The following is an 18,095-nucleotide window of genomic DNA, read 5'->3' as shown; positions in this document are numbered from 1 at the left end:
CAGTTACTTATATAAACCCGCAGATATTCAACAAAACCAATACACATATCAATCAATATTTTCCAGCAATAAAAAAACGGCTGAAAGTGCTCCCTATTTAATGAAGGGGTTACACTTTCAGCCGTTTTTATTATCGGCTAGTTATTCTAAAATTTAGCTAATTGCCAAAAATATAGTTATCAGAAATTTATCATATGCATTATCTTCTCCGTCGCTCCGGCATTGCTAGTCACGTAATAACCGGCATTCGTTCCGGTTTCACGCAAGAACACCTCATCCGTTAGGAAACGGTCTAATAAAGTTTTCAGTTCATCGTAGTCCTTAATAGAGTAAGCGCCTTTTGCTTCAAGCAGTTGTACAGCTTCCATAAACTTCTGATATTTCGGTCCGAAGATTACGGGAATACCATATACGGCAGCTTCCAATGTATTGTGGATGCCCACGCCAAAACCACCGCCGACATAAGCAATTTCTCCATACCGGTAAATGGAAGAGAGTAATCCGAAACAGTCTATAATCAGACAGTCCGCTTTCAGTACATTCTTTTCGTCAGCACGGGTATAGCGTACATACGGACGTTTCAGTTTGCTGATTATTTCTACCAGGTGATTCTCGTCTATCACGTGCGGAGCGATAATCAGTTTCATTTCCGGATGGTTGTTGAAATATTCGAGGAATAAATCTTCGTCAGGTCCCCATGAGCTTCCGGCAACAAAAGTAAAGGCATTGTCACCTTTGAACTTTTCAACCAATGGAAGGTCTTTGGCTTCTTCACGGATTTGCAACACACGGTCAAAGCGGGTATCCCCTACTACTGTCACACGGCTGATACCGATCTTCGACAAATAACGTTTTGAAGCCTCATTCTGCACAAACATATGGTCGAAGTCTTTCAGTACACTGCGGTAAGTTCCACCGTACCACTTAAAGAATATTTGTTCGCGACGGAAGATAGACGATACACTATATACCGGAATGCGACGCTTGTGAAGTTCATCCAAATAGTTTTTCCAAAACTCGTATTTGATAAAGAATGCCATGCAAGGATTTGCAATATCAAGGAACTTTTTCACATTCCTCGGCTTATCAAACGGAAGATAGCAGACAATATCCGCCCCCCGGTAATGCTTACGCACTTCGTAACCGGAAGGAGAGAAGAATGTCAGTAATATCTTATAGTTAGGATACTTTGCCCGAATCATCTCAATCAAAGGACGCCCCTGCTCAAACTCACCCAGTGAAGCAGCATGGAACCAGATATATTGTTCCCCTTTCTCCACTTGTTGGCGCAGAAGCTCGTATACCACCCAATGTCCCTTCATCATCTTTCGGGGCTTGCGGCTAAACGGAGCAGCTAAATGGACGATAAAGTCATAAATGACTATTGCCAGGTCGTAAAGCATAGTACTGTGTCGATTACTTCAAAACCTCTACTGCCCGCTTCATACGAGCCACTGTCTCCTCTTTACCCAATACCCAGGAAATATCGAACATATGCGGGCCTTTTCCTTCGCCAACCAAAGTCAGACGGAAAGCATTCATGATATTGCCTGTATGATAGCCTTTTTCAGCAATCCAGTCCATTACGACTTTTTCCTGTCCTTCGATGCTAAAGTCCTCAATGCCGGCAATCACTTCCGCCAGTTCAGTCATGCACTTGGCAGAATCTTCTTTCCAACGTTTCTTTGCTGTTTTTTCATCATATTCGGCAGGAGCCACAAAGAAGAAGCTACATACATCCCACAGTTCTTTAACGAAACTTACGCGGTCTTTCATCATACCAACCACAGTAACCACCTTCTCAAAAGGAACATCCACACCGTGCTCTTTCAGCACCGGTAAGAACAATTCTGCAATTTCTTCGTTAGGTTTCTGCTGGATATATTGATGGTTGAACCATATCCCCTTTTTATAGTCGAACTTGGCTCCCGACTTGCTGCAACGGTGCAGGTCGAACAACTTAATCAGTTCGTCCATTGACATCACTTCCTGGTCATTACCCGGATTCCATCCCAGCAAAGCAAGGAAATTGATAACTGCTTCGGGCAGATAACCGGATTCACGATAACCTGAAGAAACATCTCCTGATTTCGGATCCTGCCATTCCAACGGGAATACAGGGAATCCCAGACGATCACCGTCACGCTTGCTCAATTTTCCGTTACCTTCCGGTTTCAACAACAAAGGCAGGTGAGCAAATTCCGGCATTGTGTCTTCCCAACCGAAAGCACGATACAACAGTACATGCAGCGGAGCGGAAGGCAACCATTCTTCACCACGGATCACATGAGAGACTTCCATCAAATGGTCGTCTACAATATTTGCCAGGTGGTAAGTAGGCAGTTCATCTGCCGATTTATAAAGAACCTTATCATCAAGGATAGATGAGTTGATTATCACTTCACCACGAATCAGGTCGTTCACACGTACATCCTCATTCGGTTCGATTTTGAAACGGACTACATATTGTTTGCCTTCAGCAATCAGTGCGTCCACTTCTTCTTTCGGCATAGTCAGTGAATTGCGCATCATTCCACGGGTAGATGCGTCATATTGGAAGTTAGCAATTTCAGCACGTTTAGCGTCCAGTTCCTCCGGAGTATCAAAGGCAATGTAGGCTTTTCCATTTTCCAGCAAAATCTGCACGTATTTCTTGTAAATTTCGCGGCGTTCGGACTGACGGTACGGACCATGTTCGCCACCGAAGCTCACGCCTTCATCAAAGTGGATACCCAGCCACTTGAAAGATTCGAGTATATACTCTTCCGCTCCCGGAACGAACCGGTTAGAGTCAGTATCTTCAATACGAAATATCAGGTCTCCGCCGTGTTGACGCGCAAATAGATAATTATACAAAGCTGTACGCACACCACCGATGTGCAATGCTCCGGTAGGACTCGGAGCAAAACGAACTCTTATTTTTCTTTCTGCCATAATTTGGGTTAGTATAGGTAAATCGTGGCAAAATTAAACCTTTTTTTCCACACTATTGTTTTTTTTTGTACTTTTCGCAAAAATTTCAGTGGATATGGAACATTTGAAGAAGAAAAAGAGTTTTTCATGGAGAGATTTGTTATATAAATCACTGCTGTTTGTGGGCACTGTGGCACTGATTGTCTATTTCTTGCCACGTGACGGCAAGTTCAACTATCAGTTTGACATAAACAAACCCTGGAAGTACGGGCAACTGATAGCTACTTTCGACTTTCCTATTTATAAGGACGATGCCGTAGTGAAAAGAGAACAAGATAGTCTGATGGCTCTTTTCCAGCCTTATTACGAGCTCGACAAGAAAATCGAGAAGGACGCAATAGCCAAACTGAAAGAGAACTACCACACGAATCTGAAAGGAATACTTCCTTCCATAGATTACTTGCGCTACATCGAACGCACCTTAAAAGAGATCTATCAGGCGGGAATTGTATCTACGGAGAGCATACAGCAGTTGCACAAAGACAGCACTACGTCTATCATGGTCATTGATGACAAACTGGCCAATGCGCACCCTATCGACGGTATTTATACTGTAAAGAAAGCATATGAGTATCTGCTCTCGTCGGATTCCACCCACTTCAACCGGGAAATCCTCAGACAATGTTCGCTGAACGAATATATCACTCCCAACCTCACCTTTGACGAACCAAGAACCCAAACAGCCAAAGAAGAGATGCTGAACAACTATTCCTGGGCAAACGGATTGGTAGTCAGCGGACAAAAGATTATCGACCGGGGAGAAATCATTAGTCCCGCAACTTACAACATATTGGAATCACTGCGTAAAGAATCTATCAAGCGCAATGAGTCCATGGGACAAAGCCGTTTGATTCTTTTCGGACAGATTCTGTTTGTCGGCATGTTGATGCTTTGCTTCATGCTCTATCTTGATCTGTTCAGGAAAGATTATTATCAGCGAAAAGGAAGTCTATCGTTACTTTTCACATTGATTGTATTTTATAGTATCATCACTGCTTTTATGGTGACACATAATGTATCCAGTGTGTATATCATACCCTATGCGATGCTACCGATTATTATCCGTGTATTCCATGATTCGAGAACGGCTTTTCTGACACATGTCATCACGATATTAATTTGCTCCATATCGCTGCGCTTTCCTCACGAGTTTATTCTGACTCAGTTGGCAGCCGGAATGATCGCGATATTCAGTTTACGGGAGCTTTCGCAGAGATCACAGCTTTTCCGTACGGCATTATTAGTGATACTGACTTATGCCGCTGTTTATTTTGCTTTCGAACTGATGACGGAAAATGGGCTTTCGACTGACTTCTCGAAATTGAACATACGGATGTACACCTATTTCTTTATTAACGGAATCTTGTTGCTATTTGCTTATCCGTTATTATTCTTACTCGAAAAGACATTCGGATTTACCTCTAATGTTACTTTGGTGGAACTTTCGAATATTAATAATGACCTGTTGAGACAAATGTCCGAGACAGTGCCCGGTACATTCCAACACTCCATGCAGGTGGCCAACCTGGCGGCAGAAGCAGCTATCCGCATTGGGGCAAAAAGCCAATTGGTTCGTACGGGAGCTTTATACCATGATATAGGGAAGATGGAAAATCCGGCATTCTTTACAGAGAATCAGTCGGGTGGGGTCAATCCTCACAAGAACCTGGGTTATGAACAAAGTGCGCAGGTTGTTATCAGCCATGTCACAGACGGGTTAAAGTTAGCCGATAAACATAATCTGCCTAAAGCTGTCAAAGACTTTATCAGTACCCATCACGGACGGGGAAAAACAAAGTATTTCTATATTTCATGGAAGAATGAGCATCCGGACGAAGAGCCGAATGAAGAATTGTTCACTTATCCCGGACCGAATCCGTTCACTAAAGAGCAAGCTATCCTCATGATGGCAGATGCTGTGGAAGCTGCGTCACGCAGTCTGCCGGAATATACGGAAGAAAGTATCAGTAACCTGGTCGACAAGATCATTGACTCCCAGGTTACTGAAGGTTATTTTAAAGAATGTCCTATCACTTTCAAGGACATCGCAACCGTAAAAGCTGTATTCAAAGAAAAATTAAAGATTGCTTATCATACTCGGATCAGTTATCCGGAGTTAAAGAAGTAAGCAAGCCGGCACAGGCGTCTTCAAGCACATCGATCACATATTCAAATCCTTCGGCCCCTCCGTAGTAGGGGTCGGGGACGTGATCCGCAGGAATGCGGGTGCAATATTCCGTCATGCGATGAATCTTCTTCCACTCTTCGGGAGAAGGGGCTTTATCCTTCAAATCATCTATATTCCGGTCGTCCATACCGATGATTAAATCGAAATTATAAAAGTCTTCCGTACGGACAGGACGCGAACGGTGCACCAGTTGATAACCGCGCCGTGCTGCATGGGCGCGCATCCGGCTATCCGGCAATTCACCTTGATGATAAGACAGGATTCCGGCAGAGTCTATCACAAACTCTTTTTCCAGTCCCGCTTCTTTTAGCAAATGAAGCATGACGCCCTCTGCCGTAGAACTACGGCAGATATTTCCCAGGCAAACGAATAATATTTTCTTCATAATTAACTTTTAAGGGGCGTAGCGCCCCGGCAAGGTTTCCTTGCGGCATATTAGTACTAATTGAACAGTTAGTTCATGATAGTATCAGAACGAATTTAAGATCTGATTGGCCCGGTTCACGGTGACCGCTGCCGGAATTTCCGGCATATTTCCCAAATTGAACGGAGCAAGCATCTTTTCTATTTTCTTCAATCCGGCCTTATCACCTTTTTTCTCAAATTCACGGCGAAGGATATTTATCTTCTCATGCGCCTGTATTCCTTCGATCAAACGTTCGAAACGGATACAACTGCGTGCTCCGGGATATACGAGGTATGTATCACCGGCTGCCCATGTGCGGAAACGTGAATCAAGCAACGGTTCCAGCGGCCAACTGTTATATGCCCAACGCAGATAACCATCCAAATGTTTCTTGGCTGAATAAAAACTCATCCAGGCTGCTTCGGCAGGATCAGAAAAAGTGAATGTATTGGGATGAGCTTCCGTACAACAAGTATAATAATTGGTACGTTTGTTTTCGGCAGCACGGCGGATACGTACATCTTCCGGGAAGTTCTGTCCGATGACAATACAATAGTCATACAAGTCCGGTTCTATTTCCGCATGATAATTTCCTGCCAGCGAAACCTTGAATTCAGGATCAGCCTTACGAATCACTTTCAATGTTTTCTGCATTACATCCATCGGACGCTCGTCCATTGCGATAGCGCAAATATCGAACCAGCCTTTTTCTTTCAAGTGTTTTGAGAAAGACGAAAGCATTGACACCCACATATCCTCATAAGCCTGTTCACCCGGTGCAGTTTTCACTGATTTCAGAGAGTTCGTTGCCTGGTCGTAGTATTGGAAAGACAATTCCCAGGGAACCATCGAATAACAATTGATCTGCTTGTCAATACCTACGCTCATCATAAACTCTACCCAACGATCGAAGATGGTATAGTCAAACGTCCACGTACCATCCGCACGTTTTATCCAGGTAACCATCGTATCAAAATAATCTTCCGTCTGTCCATTCCAGGGTTTATGCATCAAAGTAGCCGTAATAATCTTCTGTCCGGCATCTGCCAGCATCTTCATCAAAGGACGCATCGCATCAAGATGTTCCTGGCTCCACAAAGGAACCTGATAATAACGGGCTACTGCATAGGGACTTTGCCACAAATCCAAATGATACGCCCATTCCGATGGTTGAGGAAGTTCGCGGGAAGATACGTTAATTTCAAGATTCAGGCGCTGCAACAGGCGTGAACCGTCATTAACCAATAGTTCACCCTTATAAGTTCCGGGAGCAGCAGATTGCGGAATCCAGCATTGCACCCAAATTGGTTGAACCGTGCGGGCGGGTAAAGCCATCGTTTTCAGATTTACATCAATCGGGTCGGCTACCAGCAATGAGTCGAAATCCACAGATTTACGATAACCGCATGCCCCTCTCCCATCCTTGTTCAATTCGTCTGTCATCACATAACGGACAAAGCCGGCGGTCAGTGCATCTTTTGAAAGAGTGTTTCCTTTCTTATCCTTAAAATCGGTGAAGCTGAAATTCAGGTCTTTCAATTCTGTTCCTGTCCACACAACAGCCTGCGCGTTCACACGCTCACCACGCCAGCCCTTCAAAGAAGTATTCTTCTGATTTTTCAATGCAGGAAGCTGATGTTTTGCATAACGGGCATCGGTCGTACCCCAAGAGATTTGTGGCGCAGTAACTGCCGCCCATTCCTTTTCGGATGGTGCCGTAGGATCGGGCAATTCCTGATAGGTTTCCAACGGGAATTTCGGTTGTCCGGTCGGGGTTCCACACTGAGTAACTCCTTGCTGTGCAAGCAGAGGACTCATACTAAATAGACTAGCTAAAGAAATAATAGTAAGTCGTTTCATGGTTAGTTAGTTAATTAAATTAATAAAGGTTATTTATAAGGGGGAATAATTTCTTTTATTACATCGGGTCTACATCATAATAGATTATCAAGGATTTATAATGTTCATCTTCAATCATCTCACGCTGAATACGCAGTAATAGCTCCCGTGCACGTCCCATCGGGGCATTCTGTTCTATCTTCACCACTATCTTTTTAATAAACAGTGTTTGAATACGGGCAACGGGCGGTTTATCAGGACCTAGTACGCGATTGCCGAATACTGCCCGGAGCTTGTTTGCCATCACTGCCGCCATTTGGTCGAGCAGGGCCTCATTGTGATTTTTGAGATAGACATATACCAACCGGTAATAAGGCGGGTAATGAAACATTTGGCGTTCTGCCAATTGCCCGCCTACCATGTCTTCATAATCATTGGCGATGACCTGGTGGATGATAGGATGGTCAATACTTTTAGTTTGCAGTACCACTCGTCCGCGTTTGTTTTTACGCCCGGCACGTCCCGACACTTGCGCCATCAGTTGGAAGGCACGTTCGTAAGAACGGAAATCGGGATAGTTCAACATGGTATCGGCATTCAGTATTCCGACGATGCTGACATGGTCGAAGTCCAGTCCTTTAGATACCATTTGTGTTCCGATCAAGATATCGGTCTTTCCCTGTTCGAAGTCGGCAATAATCTTTTCGTAGGCGGTACGGGTGCGGGTAGTATCCAAGTCCATTCGTGCTACGGCAGCTTCCGGGAAAAGAACTTTAATATCATCTTCGATTTTTTCCGTACCAAAGCCACGATTCACCAATTCGGTTCCCGCACAAGCAGGACAAGCCTTTGGAAGTTGATAGGTATAGCCGCAATAGTGACAGGTCAGTTGATTGATTCCTTTATGATAGGTAAGACTTACATCACAGTTCTTGCACTTCGGCACCCAGCCACAGGTACGGCACTCTATCATCGGAGCAAAACCGCGGCGATTCTGAAAAAGAATCACCTGTTCGTTTTGTTCCAGGGCTTCTTTCATATATTGTATCAGGAGCGGTGAGAATTGCCCGACCATTCGCTTCTTGCGATGTAGTTCTTTTATATCGACCGGAATAATCTCCGGTAGTTGAATTTCTTTATATCGTTCTTTCAGTTGCACAAAGCCGTATTTACCATCCATCGCATTCTGCCATGTTTCGATGGAAGGCGTAGCTGTTCCTAACAACGTTTTGGCACCATACATGGCAGCCAGAACGATAGCTGAGCTACGTGCATGATAACGGGGAGCAGGGTCTTGTTGCTTATAAGTATTTTCGTGCTCTTCATCCACTATTACCAATCCCAAATTTTGGAAAGGCAGGAATACTGACGAACGGACGCCCAGAATAATATCATAGCCATTCTCTCCGAGTTGCTTCCGCCATATTTCAACCCGTTCGGCATCGGGGAATTTAGAATGGTAAATGCCCAAACGCGAACCGAATACACGTTGCAATCGCTCTGTAATTTGAGTAGTCAATGCAATCTCCGGCAACAAATATAATACCTGCTTTCCCTGACGAATGGCTTCTTCTATCAGATGAATATATACTTCTGTCTTACCGCTGGATGTCACCCCGTGGAGCAGACAGACATTTTTCTCCCGAAAGGATTCTACAATCTCATCGTGTGCCCGTTGCTGAAATTCATTCAGGGCATTCAATTCAACAACCTCTTTCTCCTGCTTATTCAATCGACCGATTTCATGGTAGTAGATTTCGAATATCTTCTTATCTACCAAACCATTCAATACTGCCGGAGCGACATTAGCACGTTGCAGTAATTCTTTCTTGGAGATTTCTTTCGGGGTGCCATCCCCCAAAATACCCGAACACTCTACATATTTCATGAGAAGTGCCAGTTGCTTCGGAGCACGGGACAGTATATCAAACAAAATATGAAGTTGCTTCTCGTCAGCCGTTCCTGCTAGTCGTACCCGCGCTTCTGTCTTGGGTTTGTAGGTACGTCTCAATTCTTCTTTTACGAAAATCGCTTCTTTATCGAGTAGGGATTTAATGGCGGTGAGGATATTCTTGACGCCGCTCTCTTTCTCCAGCTTTGTAACACATTGCTGTGAATCTATGGCAAGCAAGTCAAGTATGCGCTGTTCTCTTTCCGGCAATGGAGCATCCGCTTCAAAGTCAGGATTATATTCTACGATCGTTTCACTCTCAAGTTTCAGCCCGGAAGGCAATGCTGCTTTATACACATCACCTTGCGCACAGAGGTAATAATCGGCTATCCATTCCCAAAACTTGAATTGATTCGGCAATAAAATAGGAGAAGCATCGAGTAATGCAGATATTTCCTTCACTTCATATTCCGTCGGAGCACAATAATGAACGTTGCGGACGATAGCTGTATAAAACTTCTTTCGCCCGAAAGGAACTACCACGCGGCAACCTATCTTCACTTCTTCCGCATACTCGTCCGGCAAGGAGTAAGTAAAGCTCTTTGGGAGCGGAAGTGGTAATATGACATCTACATATCTTTTCATTGCAGGCACAAAGATATAAAAAAAGAGGCTTCCGACAGTCGAAAGCCTCTAGTTCTACTATGTTAAAATAAATATTTTGTCAAAAGATATAAGCAACGGATACTTGCCAGGTCTTCGTTTTATAGGAGCCTATTTCGCTACCATCTTCCTTCCATTTCGCAGTATCACCCAATGGGATATTGTAGTTAGCACCAACCTGCAAATGATTCAGCAACTTCACACCTGCACCAACATTAATTCCTACTTCTGCTTTCTTCTTATCTATTTTCGTGTCACCAATCGTCTTATCACTGGCAAAATCAAAATAGAAATCAGGGCCGGCAGCAATATAAAGTCCTAATAGACTTCCTAAGCCAATGTTATATTTCAAATTTACAGGAATATCAAGACCATTTTGCTTTATCTTTTCACCTCCTATTTCTACCCCTCTTTGGGCAAAAAGCAAAGAAGCATCCACTCCCAATCCTACGATTGGAATATTAAACTCAGCCATCGGACCGATAAAGAAACCGGTAAAATTATCCTTCTTAAAGTTATCTCCAACATTGGACAAACTTGCTTTTGACAAGTTTACACCACCTTTCACACCAAAGTGTATCTGCGCTTGCGCAGGCATTGCCATACCAATACATACAGCAATCAATAAAGCACCAAAAATCTTTTTCATAAATTTACGTGTTTATAATTCGGGACAAAGATATATATTTAGACTAAATAAACACAATTTATCGGTTTTTTGTTCAGAGAGCAGTACTTATCCACCGCACTTATGTACGAATTCTTTATTTTATATATTTTTGAGCAGTCAAAATCATAAAACACTAAATACCAACTACATAGCAGACCGTTTTTTCCTTTTAAACCAAGAGGTCGTTCCTTTTAAAGAAACGGAGTGTTCCTCGGTGAGAAACGACTTGTTTCTCACCGAGGAACGTATCTTATCTTATAAGAGAGTTAAAACAAGGCTATAAATGACCGCATTTTTTATTTAATCATCATGAAAACAAATCATTTAATGCTTCGCTCATACTAGGGTGAGTAAAGATGAAATCGCGAAGGAAAGTATAGTCCTGTCCGGTTTTCATAGCGATAGCCACAGTATTTATCACCTCGCTCGAATCAGGAGCAAACAATGTACACCCCAATATCTTCCCGGTATTCTTGTCGATAATAGCTTTCAGCAGACCATCCGTTTCTCCTAAAGTCTTTGCTCTTGGTATAGCCATAACAGGCAGTTTCTTTATGACAACATCCAAGTTCTGTTTGTGCGCCTCATCTTCATTGATTCCAATACGCGCCAATGGCGGATCTATAAAAACGGAATAACTCACCGGATTACGGTCAGCCGTCTTTCGTTCCTTATTCCCGAACAAATCTTCACGGATAATCCGGTAGTCATCCAACGAAATATAAGTAAACTGCAAACCGCCTTTCACATCACCTACCGCACGAATATTCGGATGAGTGGTGTTCAGATATTCATCTACGATGATAGCTCCGCGAGCATCCACCTCGACTCCTGCGGCTTCCAAATTCAAATCTTTCGTATTCGGCCTGCGTCCTGTTGCTAAAAGTACAGCATCGGCTTCCAGTTCAATAACTTCATTTGTTTGGGAATCACCATAAACAACAATCGCCTTTCCTGCATCGTGTTTCACAGATTGCACCTTTGCGTTCATCCGAAAAGCAATTCCTTTTTTCTCCAATGTCTCTTTTACGCTTGCCGCAATATCACGGTCTTCACGGGCAATCAGCTCAGGATAACTTTCGAGCACCGTCACCTGCGAACCGAAAGAAGCATACATGGACGCAAACTCCAAACCAATATACCCACCACCGACAATGACAAGATGCCGCGGAAGAGTGGTCAACTCCATAATAGAAGTACTCGTATAAACAAAAGGATTACCCTCAACTCCATCAATAGAAGGAATAATCGTTTCGGCTCCTGTATTGATAATAATCTGATTGGATGTCAACAGGATTTCTTCTGTAGCCGTACGGACAGCGACTGTATCAGCGGAAACAAAAGAACCTACACCCGTATAAACAGTCACATTGGGATTATCCGCCAAGTTATGATAATTCTTATTTCGTAATGCACCCGTCACTGTTTCTTTCACAGCAATGGCATCACGGTAAAATTTGCTCTTTTCCTCAAAAGTGGATTTCGTCATGCCCGAAGCTATTTTTGCCTGATGCACCAGCGTCTTTGTCGGGATACATCCAATATTAATACAGGTACCACCATACATCCTGTCAGAGCGTTCAATAATAGCCACTTTCTTTCCACGCTTTGCAAACTCTGCCGCAAGGGTCTTTCCGCCTTTGCCAAAACCAATGATTATCACATCAAATGCATTCATATTCCTATCTTTTTAAAAGTTTAAAATCAGCTTATTCAGTTTGTTTTATTTTATACTGCAAAGGTCGCTTCTTTCGGGGCAACGAACAATAACTATTTTGCCGGATAAGTTAGCAATTATTCCCACACGAAACAAAAGATATAATAATTAAAATCGCCGGAGCAGATATTTATCCACTCCGGCGATTTCGTTATTGATCCTATTCCCACTTACTACATATGCATCAATTATTCGGATGAATATCCAACTTCACCGGCTTTATCATATTCTCCGGTTTCAGAATGGTATCCAAATCTTCTTTGGAAAGAATATTATGTTCTAACACAAGTTCATAAACTCCCTTTCCTGTCTCCAATGCTTCTTTGGCAATCTTCGTAGAATTCTTATATCCGATTACCGGATTCAAAGCTGTCACTACTCCGATGCTGTCATGTACATCCCGACGGCACTTTTCTTCATTTGCCGTGATACCGTCCACACATAAAGTGCGCAAAGTATCAAAACCATTCATAAACAAGTCGGCAGATTCGAAACAACACTGTGCCATCACCGGCTCCATGGCATTCAGTTCCATTTGAGCAGCTTCACCACTCATCGTCACGCAGAGGTCATTTCCTATTACCTTATAAGCTATCTGATTCATCACTTCGGGAATCACCGGATTAACTTTTCCGGGCATAATCGAAGAACCTGGTTGCATGCCCGGCAAATTAATCTCTCCCAACCCGCAGCGAGGACCGGAAGCCAACAGCCGCAAATCATTACATATCTTGTTCATCTTGACAGCCACACGTCTCATGGCAGCTGAATACCCCACCATGCAGGAAGTATCCGAAGTAGCTCCTACCAAGTCGTCCGCCAGTTTTATATCCAGTCCGGTGATTTTGCGCAAAGCGGCAATACACTTCTCGGCATATCCCGGTTCGGCGGTGATACCGGTTCCAATAGCAGTTGCTCCCATATTGACCGTCAGAAAATCCTGTGCGGCAAAATCGAGATTCTTCACCTCATGTTCCAAAATACTGGCAAATCCATTGAACGTTTGTCCGAGAGTCATCGGTACGGCATCTTCCAACTGGGTGCGTCCCATCTTAATCACATGTGCAAACTCTTTTCCTTTCTTACGGAAAGACGCTATCAGTTCCTCAAAGTGTTTCACCAGTTTCAGGTGGGTGTAATATAAGCCAATGTGAATAGCGGTAGGATACGTGTCATTAGTAGACTGCGAACGGTTCACATGGTCGTTGGGAGAACAATACTGGTATTCGCCACGCTGATGTCCCATCAATTCCAACGCACGGTTGGCTATCACTTCGTTGGCATTCATATTCGTCGTGGTTCCGGCTCCGCCTTGAATCATGTCGACCGGGAATTGTTCGTGATGTTTCCCTTCGAGGATTTCCTTACAAGCCTTCAGAATAGCCTCTGCCTGCTCTTCAGTCAATAAATCCAGTTCACGATTGGCAACGGTAGCCCCCATTTTCGTGATAGCCAATGCTTGAATAAATAAAGGATACTCATTCAAATGAAACTTGCTGATGCGAAAGTTTTCAATACCACGGAGTGTTTGTACTCCATACAATGCGCTGTCCGGCACTTCACGACTTCCTATCAAGTCGCTCTCTGTACGAGTTTTTTTCGATAAATTCTGTTCCATATCGGTTGTTTTATAACAATAACATTTTAGTTAGTACTTATATAACCAACCAGGAAGCTTATTGTTTTTATAAATATGCAAAAACTATTCAATAAGTTTTTTGTTGTTAATAGAAGAAAAAGAAAATACAAAGACCAGAAACATCTATCTTTGTGTTTGAACTTAAAAAAAGTAACAACCTATGATATTACAATTAGCATTTGTTCTGACTGCCATTATTATTGGCGCACGCCTGGGAGGCATCGGTCTTGGCGTTATGGGAGGAGTTGGATTGGCGATACTCACGTTCGTTTTTGGTTTACAGCCCACCGCCCCACCTATCGACGTCATGCTGATGATTGCTGCCGTTATCTCGGCAGCCGCTTGTATGCAAGCCGCCGGAGGGCTCGACTACATGGTAAAGCTGGCAGAACACTTGCTACGCAAAAATCCGTCACATGTCACACTGTTAAGTCCGTTAGTGACTTACCTGTTTACTTTCGTGGCCGGAACGGGACACGTGGCCTATTCTGTATTACCCGTTATTGCAGAAGTAGCCACCGAAACAAAAATACGCCCGGAACGCCCGCTCGGCATTGCGGTCATCGCTTCCCAGCAAGCCATCACGGCCAGCCCAATCTCCGCGGCTACTGTCGCCTTACTCGGGTTGCTGGCAGGATTTGATATTACCCTCTTCGATATTCTTAAAATTACGATTCCTGCTACTATCGTCGGTGTATTGGTAGGCGCCTTATTCTCCATGAAAGTCGGCAAAGACCTCGTAGACGACCCTGAATATCAGAAACGATTGAAAGAAGGGCTTTTCAATAATAAGAAAATAGAAATCAAGGATGTCAAGAACAAACGTTCGGCCATGCTTTCCGTCATTATCTTTATATTGGCGACTGTCTTTATCGTACTCTTCGGCTCTTTCGAGGGGATGCGCCCGTCCTTCCTTATCGACGGCGAAATCGTTACATTGGGCATGTCGTCCATCATCGAGATTGTCATGTTATCAGCCGCGGCCATAATCTTGTTAGTCACCAAGACAGACGGAATCAAAGCAACGCAAGGTTCTGTATTCCCTGCCGGGATGCAAGCGGTTATCGCCATCTTCGGTATTGCCTGGATGGGTGATACTTTCCTTCAGGGAAATATGGCGCAACTTACTTTCTCCATTGAGGGTATCGTACGCCAAATGCCGTGGCTTTTCGGAATCGCGTTATTCGTGATGTCTATCCTGCTATATAGCCAGGCAGCCACCGTGCGGGCACTCGTACCACTGGGTATTGCGCTGGGCATCTCCCCTTATATGCTGATTGCCCTGTTCCCTGCCGTAAACGGATATTTCTTTATTCCGAACTACCCAACCGTGGTAGCCGCCATCAATTTTGACCGCACAGGGACAACAAAAATTGGCAGATATGTGTTGAATCATTCGTTCATGATGCCCGGACTGGTATCGACAGCCGTCGCAATCGGGTTGGGACTGCTTTTTATACAAATATTCTAATATATATTATTAACCTAAACTTCATTCAGTTATGAAACAATTCAAGAGATTTGGTCTGGTAGTATCAGCACTACTACTTACCGTAACAATGGCATTTGCCGCAAAACCGAATATTCATATTCTTGCCACCGGAGGAACCATTGCCGGTACGGGAAGCTCTGCCACCGGAACCAGTTACACAGCAGGACAAGTAGCCATCGGCGCATTGCTCGATGCTGTTCCCGAAATTAAGGACATCGCCAACGTGACAGGCGAACAGATTGTAAGAATCGGCTCGCAGGACATGAACGATGAAGTCTGGCTGACACTCGCCAAGAAAATCAATGAACTATTGAAACGCCCGGATATTGACGGTATCGTCATCACTCACGGAACGGATACAATGGAAGAAACCGCTTACTTCCTGAACCTGACCGTCAAGAGCGACAAACCGGTAGTATTGGTAGGCGCCATGCGTCCTTCCACCGCACTAAGTGCCGACGGCCCGTTGAACCTCTATAATGGTGTAGTTACCGCTGCCGCCAAAGAATCCAAAGACAAAGGCGTACTGGTTGCGATGAACGGACTTATCCTCGGAGCAGAAAGCACGGTGAAGATGAACACCGTAAGCGTACAGACTTTCCAGGCTCCCAACTCCGGCGCACTGGGTTATGTACTGAACGGAAAGGTATTCTACAACCAGGTAACGCTCAAAAAACATACTACTCAATCCGTATTCGATGTTACTCACCTCACTTCACTGCCTAAAGTCGGTATCGTATACAGCTACTCCAACATTGAAGCAGACATGATGAATCCCCTGCTCAACAACGGATACAAAGGAATCATCCACGCCGGAGTAGGCAACGGAAATATCCACAAGAACATCTTCCCGTCATTGATAGATGCCCGCAGAAAGGGAATCCTCGTTGTCCGTTCTTCCCGTGTACCTACCGGACCGACTACCCTTGACGCAGAAGTAGATGACGCCAAGTACCAGTTCGTAGCTTCACAGGAATTGAATCCGCAAAAGTCACGCGTTTTGCTAATGCTCGCATTGACTAAAACCACAGACTGGAGACAAATTCAGCAATACTTTAACGAATACTAAAAACCTGACCGACTTATGAAAAAATTAATCCTTATGCTGCTCTTGGCGGGCAGTATACAGGGAGTATATGCACAAAAAACAGAGAAGAAAGATAAATTCTCACCCAACACTCCCTTATTTGAAGAACTGACAGACGTAAAAAAGAAAACGGATAAGTTCAATCTTTACCTGAATATGCAAGGCAGTTTCGACGCGCATTTCCGGGATGGATTCCAGGAAGGTGACTTCAATATGCACCAACTTCGTATCGAGGCGAAAGGAAATATCAACAACTGGTTGTCTTACCGCTATCGCCAACGCCTCAACCGTTCGAACGATGCAAACGGCATGATTGACAATCTCCCGACTTCCATCGACTACGCAGGTATCGGCATCAAGTTGAACGACCAGTTCAATCTTTTCGCCGGAAAGCAATGTGCTGCTTATGGTGGTTTCGAGTTCGACCTCAACCCGATTGATGTCTACCAATATTGCGACATGATTGATTACATGAGTAACTTTATGACAGGATTGAATGTAGGCTATAATGTCACTCCCGACCAGCAGCTCAACCTGCAAGTCCTGAACAGCCGCAACGGTTCTTTCGACAGCACCTACGGAATCACGGAAGATGCCGAAGGAAATATCCCCGACCTGAAATCCGGTAAAATGCCATTGGTTTATACACTGAACTGGAACGGTAATTTCAACAATGTATTCAAAACCCGTTGGTCGGCTTCCGTCATGAACGAAGCCAAGAGTCACAATATGTATTATTACGCTTTAGGAAACGAACTGAACCTGGGTAAATGGAATGCTTTTGTGGATTTCATGTATTCGAAAGAGGACATTGACCGCAAAGGTATCATTACCAGTATTGTCGGTCGTCCGGGCGGACACAACGCTTTTGATACCGGTTATCTTTCTGTGGTAGCTAAATGCAATTATCGTTTTCTACCGAAATGGAATGCGTTCGTAAAAGGTATGTATGAGACGGCTTCAGTGACCAAAGCTTCCGAAGGAGTTGAAAAAGGAAACTACCGTACTTCCTGGGGTTATCTCGCAGGTGTCGAATTTTATCCGATGGAGACCAACCTGCACTTCTTTGTCACCTACGTAGGACGTTCGTATGACTTCACTTCCCGTGCCAAAGTGCTGGGACAGGAGAACTACAATACCAACCGTGTTTCTGTAGGTTTCATCTGGCAAATGCCTGTATTCTAAGATATAATAGAACATTAAAAATACCCGATAGCCTTTGTACAGCTATCGGGTATTTTTATATGTTCAGTTCTCAGTTTACGTCAATACTCTTCCTCGTTAAAGAAAAAATCTTCCTTACTTGGGTAATCCGGCCAAATATCTTCGATACTTTCATAGATTTCGCCTTCATCTTCCATCTCCTGGAGATTTTCAATAACTTCAAGAGGAGCACCCGAACGCATGGCATAATCAATCAATTCGTCCTTGGTTGCCGGCCAGGGAGCATCTTCAAGTTTTGATGCTAGTTCCAATGTCCAATACATAATTTTAAGTATTTAAAGTGAATACTAAATTTGTCTTGCTTTC

The 18,095-nt window shown here is 43.9% G+C and carries 13 protein-coding genes; 4 read left to right on the top strand and 9 right to left on the bottom strand.

Annotated elements, in window-relative coordinates; genetic code table 11:
* Nucleotides 1-179: 179 nt before the first annotated feature.
* Both HC965_RS17805 and gltX read right to left on the bottom strand, forming a co-directional pair.
* The gene (locus HC965_RS17805; protein WP_191032746.1) at nucleotides 180-1,403 is read right to left on the bottom strand and encodes a 3-deoxy-D-manno-octulosonic acid transferase; all 1,224 of its coding nucleotides are present in this window, start codon (nucleotides 1,401-1,403) and stop codon (nucleotides 180-182) included.
* Nucleotides 1,404-1,416: 13 nt separating this feature from the next.
* Nucleotides 1,417-2,934 (bottom strand): glutamate--tRNA ligase, encoded by a 1,518-nt coding sequence (gltX, locus tag HC965_RS17800; protein WP_191032745.1) that lies wholly within the window; start codon nucleotides 2,932-2,934, stop codon nucleotides 1,417-1,419.
* Nucleotides 2,935-3,028: 94 nt separating this feature from the next.
* Here gltX and HC965_RS17795 point away from each other — a divergent pair, with 94 nt between their 5' ends.
* Entirely contained in the window at nucleotides 3,029-5,101 is a 2,073-nt protein-coding gene (locus tag HC965_RS17795) for an HD family phosphohydrolase (RefSeq protein ID WP_191032744.1), read from the top strand.
* Here the strand turns inward: HC965_RS17795 and HC965_RS17790 are convergent.
* The 6 genes from HC965_RS17790 to HC965_RS17765 all read right to left on the bottom strand — a co-directional run bounded on the left by HC965_RS17790 (nucleotide 5,076) and on the right by HC965_RS17765 (nucleotide 13,965).
* Nucleotides 5,076-5,546 (bottom strand): low molecular weight protein-tyrosine-phosphatase, encoded by a 471-nt coding sequence (locus HC965_RS17790; protein WP_191032743.1) that lies wholly within the window; start codon nucleotides 5,544-5,546, stop codon nucleotides 5,076-5,078. The two genes, HC965_RS17795 and HC965_RS17790, sit on opposite strands and share 26 nt — an antisense overlap.
* Before the next feature lie 84 nt (nucleotides 5,547-5,630).
* A complete protein-coding gene (locus tag HC965_RS17785) occupies nucleotides 5,631-7,427 on the bottom strand; it encodes a DUF4091 domain-containing protein (protein WP_191032742.1) in 1,797 nt (598 codons plus the stop codon).
* Between the two features lie 58 nt (nucleotides 7,428-7,485).
* Nucleotides 7,486-9,942, bottom strand: a complete 2,457-nt coding sequence (priA, locus tag HC965_RS17780; RefSeq protein ID WP_191032741.1) for a primosomal protein N' — start codon at nucleotides 9,940-9,942, stop codon at nucleotides 7,486-7,488.
* A gap of 79 nt (nucleotides 9,943-10,021) precedes the next feature.
* Nucleotides 10,022-10,609, bottom strand: a complete 588-nt coding sequence (locus HC965_RS17775) for a porin family protein (RefSeq protein WP_191032740.1) — start codon at nucleotides 10,607-10,609, stop codon at nucleotides 10,022-10,024.
* Nucleotides 10,610-10,937: 328 nt separating this feature from the next.
* The gene (locus HC965_RS17770; protein ID WP_191032739.1) at nucleotides 10,938-12,308 is read right to left on the bottom strand and encodes an FAD-dependent oxidoreductase; all 1,371 of its coding nucleotides are present in this window, start codon (nucleotides 12,306-12,308) and stop codon (nucleotides 10,938-10,940) included.
* Nucleotides 12,309-12,531: 223 nt separating this feature from the next.
* Entirely contained in the window at nucleotides 12,532-13,965 is a 1,434-nt protein-coding gene (locus tag HC965_RS17765) for an aspartate ammonia-lyase (protein WP_191032738.1), read from the bottom strand.
* Between the two features lie 181 nt (nucleotides 13,966-14,146).
* Between HC965_RS17765 and HC965_RS17760 the strand changes: the two genes are divergently transcribed.
* Genes HC965_RS17760 through HC965_RS17750 form a run of 3 tightly spaced genes read left to right on the top strand, consistent with a single transcriptional unit; the run spans nucleotide 14,147 to nucleotide 17,750 of the window.
* Nucleotides 14,147-15,457, top strand: a complete 1,311-nt coding sequence (locus tag HC965_RS17760; RefSeq protein ID WP_191032737.1) for an anaerobic C4-dicarboxylate transporter family protein — start codon at nucleotides 14,147-14,149, stop codon at nucleotides 15,455-15,457.
* Nucleotides 15,458-15,488: 31 nt separating this feature from the next.
* On the top strand, nucleotides 15,489-16,547 hold the full coding sequence (gene ansB, locus HC965_RS17755; protein WP_191032736.1) for an L-asparaginase 2: 1,059 nt from the start codon (nucleotides 15,489-15,491) through the stop codon (nucleotides 16,545-16,547).
* Between the two features lie 15 nt (nucleotides 16,548-16,562).
* On the top strand, nucleotides 16,563-17,750 hold the full coding sequence (locus tag HC965_RS17750; RefSeq protein WP_191032735.1) for a porin: 1,188 nt from the start codon (nucleotides 16,563-16,565) through the stop codon (nucleotides 17,748-17,750).
* An 80-nt stretch (nucleotides 17,751-17,830) separates the two neighbouring features.
* Here HC965_RS17750 and HC965_RS17745 read toward each other — a convergent pair whose 3' ends face one another.
* Nucleotides 17,831-18,052, bottom strand: a complete 222-nt coding sequence (locus tag HC965_RS17745) for a DUF2795 domain-containing protein (protein WP_002558131.1) — start codon at nucleotides 18,050-18,052, stop codon at nucleotides 17,831-17,833.
* Between the last annotated feature and the right edge of the window lie 43 nt (nucleotides 18,053-18,095).

It is taken from the genome of Bacteroides sp. GM023, assembly GCF_014750685.1.
In the GTDB taxonomy this organism is placed as follows: domain Bacteria; phylum Bacteroidota; class Bacteroidia; order Bacteroidales; family Bacteroidaceae; genus Bacteroides.
The sequence above is the reverse complement of the archived record's forward strand: the minus strand, read 5'-3'. Positions and strand labels throughout refer to the sequence as shown.

What these genes read in the sequence shown, in the direction of transcription:
- HC965_RS17805 (WP_191032746.1), bottom strand. Translation starts at nt 1,403, where the DNA reads ATGCTTTACGACCTGGCAATAGTCATTTATGACTTTATCGTCCATTTA.
- gltX (WP_191032745.1), bottom strand. Translation starts at nt 2,934, where the DNA reads ATGGCAGAAAGAAAAATAAGAGTTCGTTTTGCTCCGAGTCCTACCGGA.
- HC965_RS17795 (WP_191032744.1), top strand. Translation starts at nt 3,029, where the DNA reads ATGGAACATTTGAAGAAGAAAAAGAGTTTTTCATGGAGAGATTTGTTA.
- HC965_RS17790 (WP_191032743.1), bottom strand. Translation starts at nt 5,546, where the DNA reads ATGAAGAAAATATTATTCGTTTGCCTGGGAAATATCTGCCGTAGTTCT.
- HC965_RS17785 (WP_191032742.1), bottom strand. Translation starts at nt 7,427, where the DNA reads ATGAAACGACTTACTATTATTTCTTTAGCTAGTCTATTTAGTATGAGT.
- priA (WP_191032741.1), bottom strand. Translation starts at nt 9,942, where the DNA reads ATGAAAAGATATGTAGATGTCATATTACCACTTCCGCTCCCAAAGAGC.
- HC965_RS17775 (WP_191032740.1), bottom strand. Translation starts at nt 10,609, where the DNA reads ATGAAAAAGATTTTTGGTGCTTTATTGATTGCTGTATGTATTGGTATG.
- HC965_RS17770 (WP_191032739.1), bottom strand. Translation starts at nt 12,308, where the DNA reads ATGAATGCATTTGATGTGATAATCATTGGTTTTGGCAAAGGCGGAAAG.
- HC965_RS17765 (WP_191032738.1), bottom strand. Translation starts at nt 13,965, where the DNA reads ATGGAACAGAATTTATCGAAAAAAACTCGTACAGAGAGCGACTTGATA.
- HC965_RS17760 (WP_191032737.1), top strand. Translation starts at nt 14,147, where the DNA reads ATGATATTACAATTAGCATTTGTTCTGACTGCCATTATTATTGGCGCA.
- ansB (WP_191032736.1), top strand. Translation starts at nt 15,489, where the DNA reads ATGAAACAATTCAAGAGATTTGGTCTGGTAGTATCAGCACTACTACTT.
- HC965_RS17750 (WP_191032735.1), top strand. Translation starts at nt 16,563, where the DNA reads ATGAAAAAATTAATCCTTATGCTGCTCTTGGCGGGCAGTATACAGGGA.
- HC965_RS17745 (WP_002558131.1), bottom strand. Translation starts at nt 18,052, where the DNA reads ATGTATTGGACATTGGAACTAGCATCAAAACTTGAAGATGCTCCCTGG.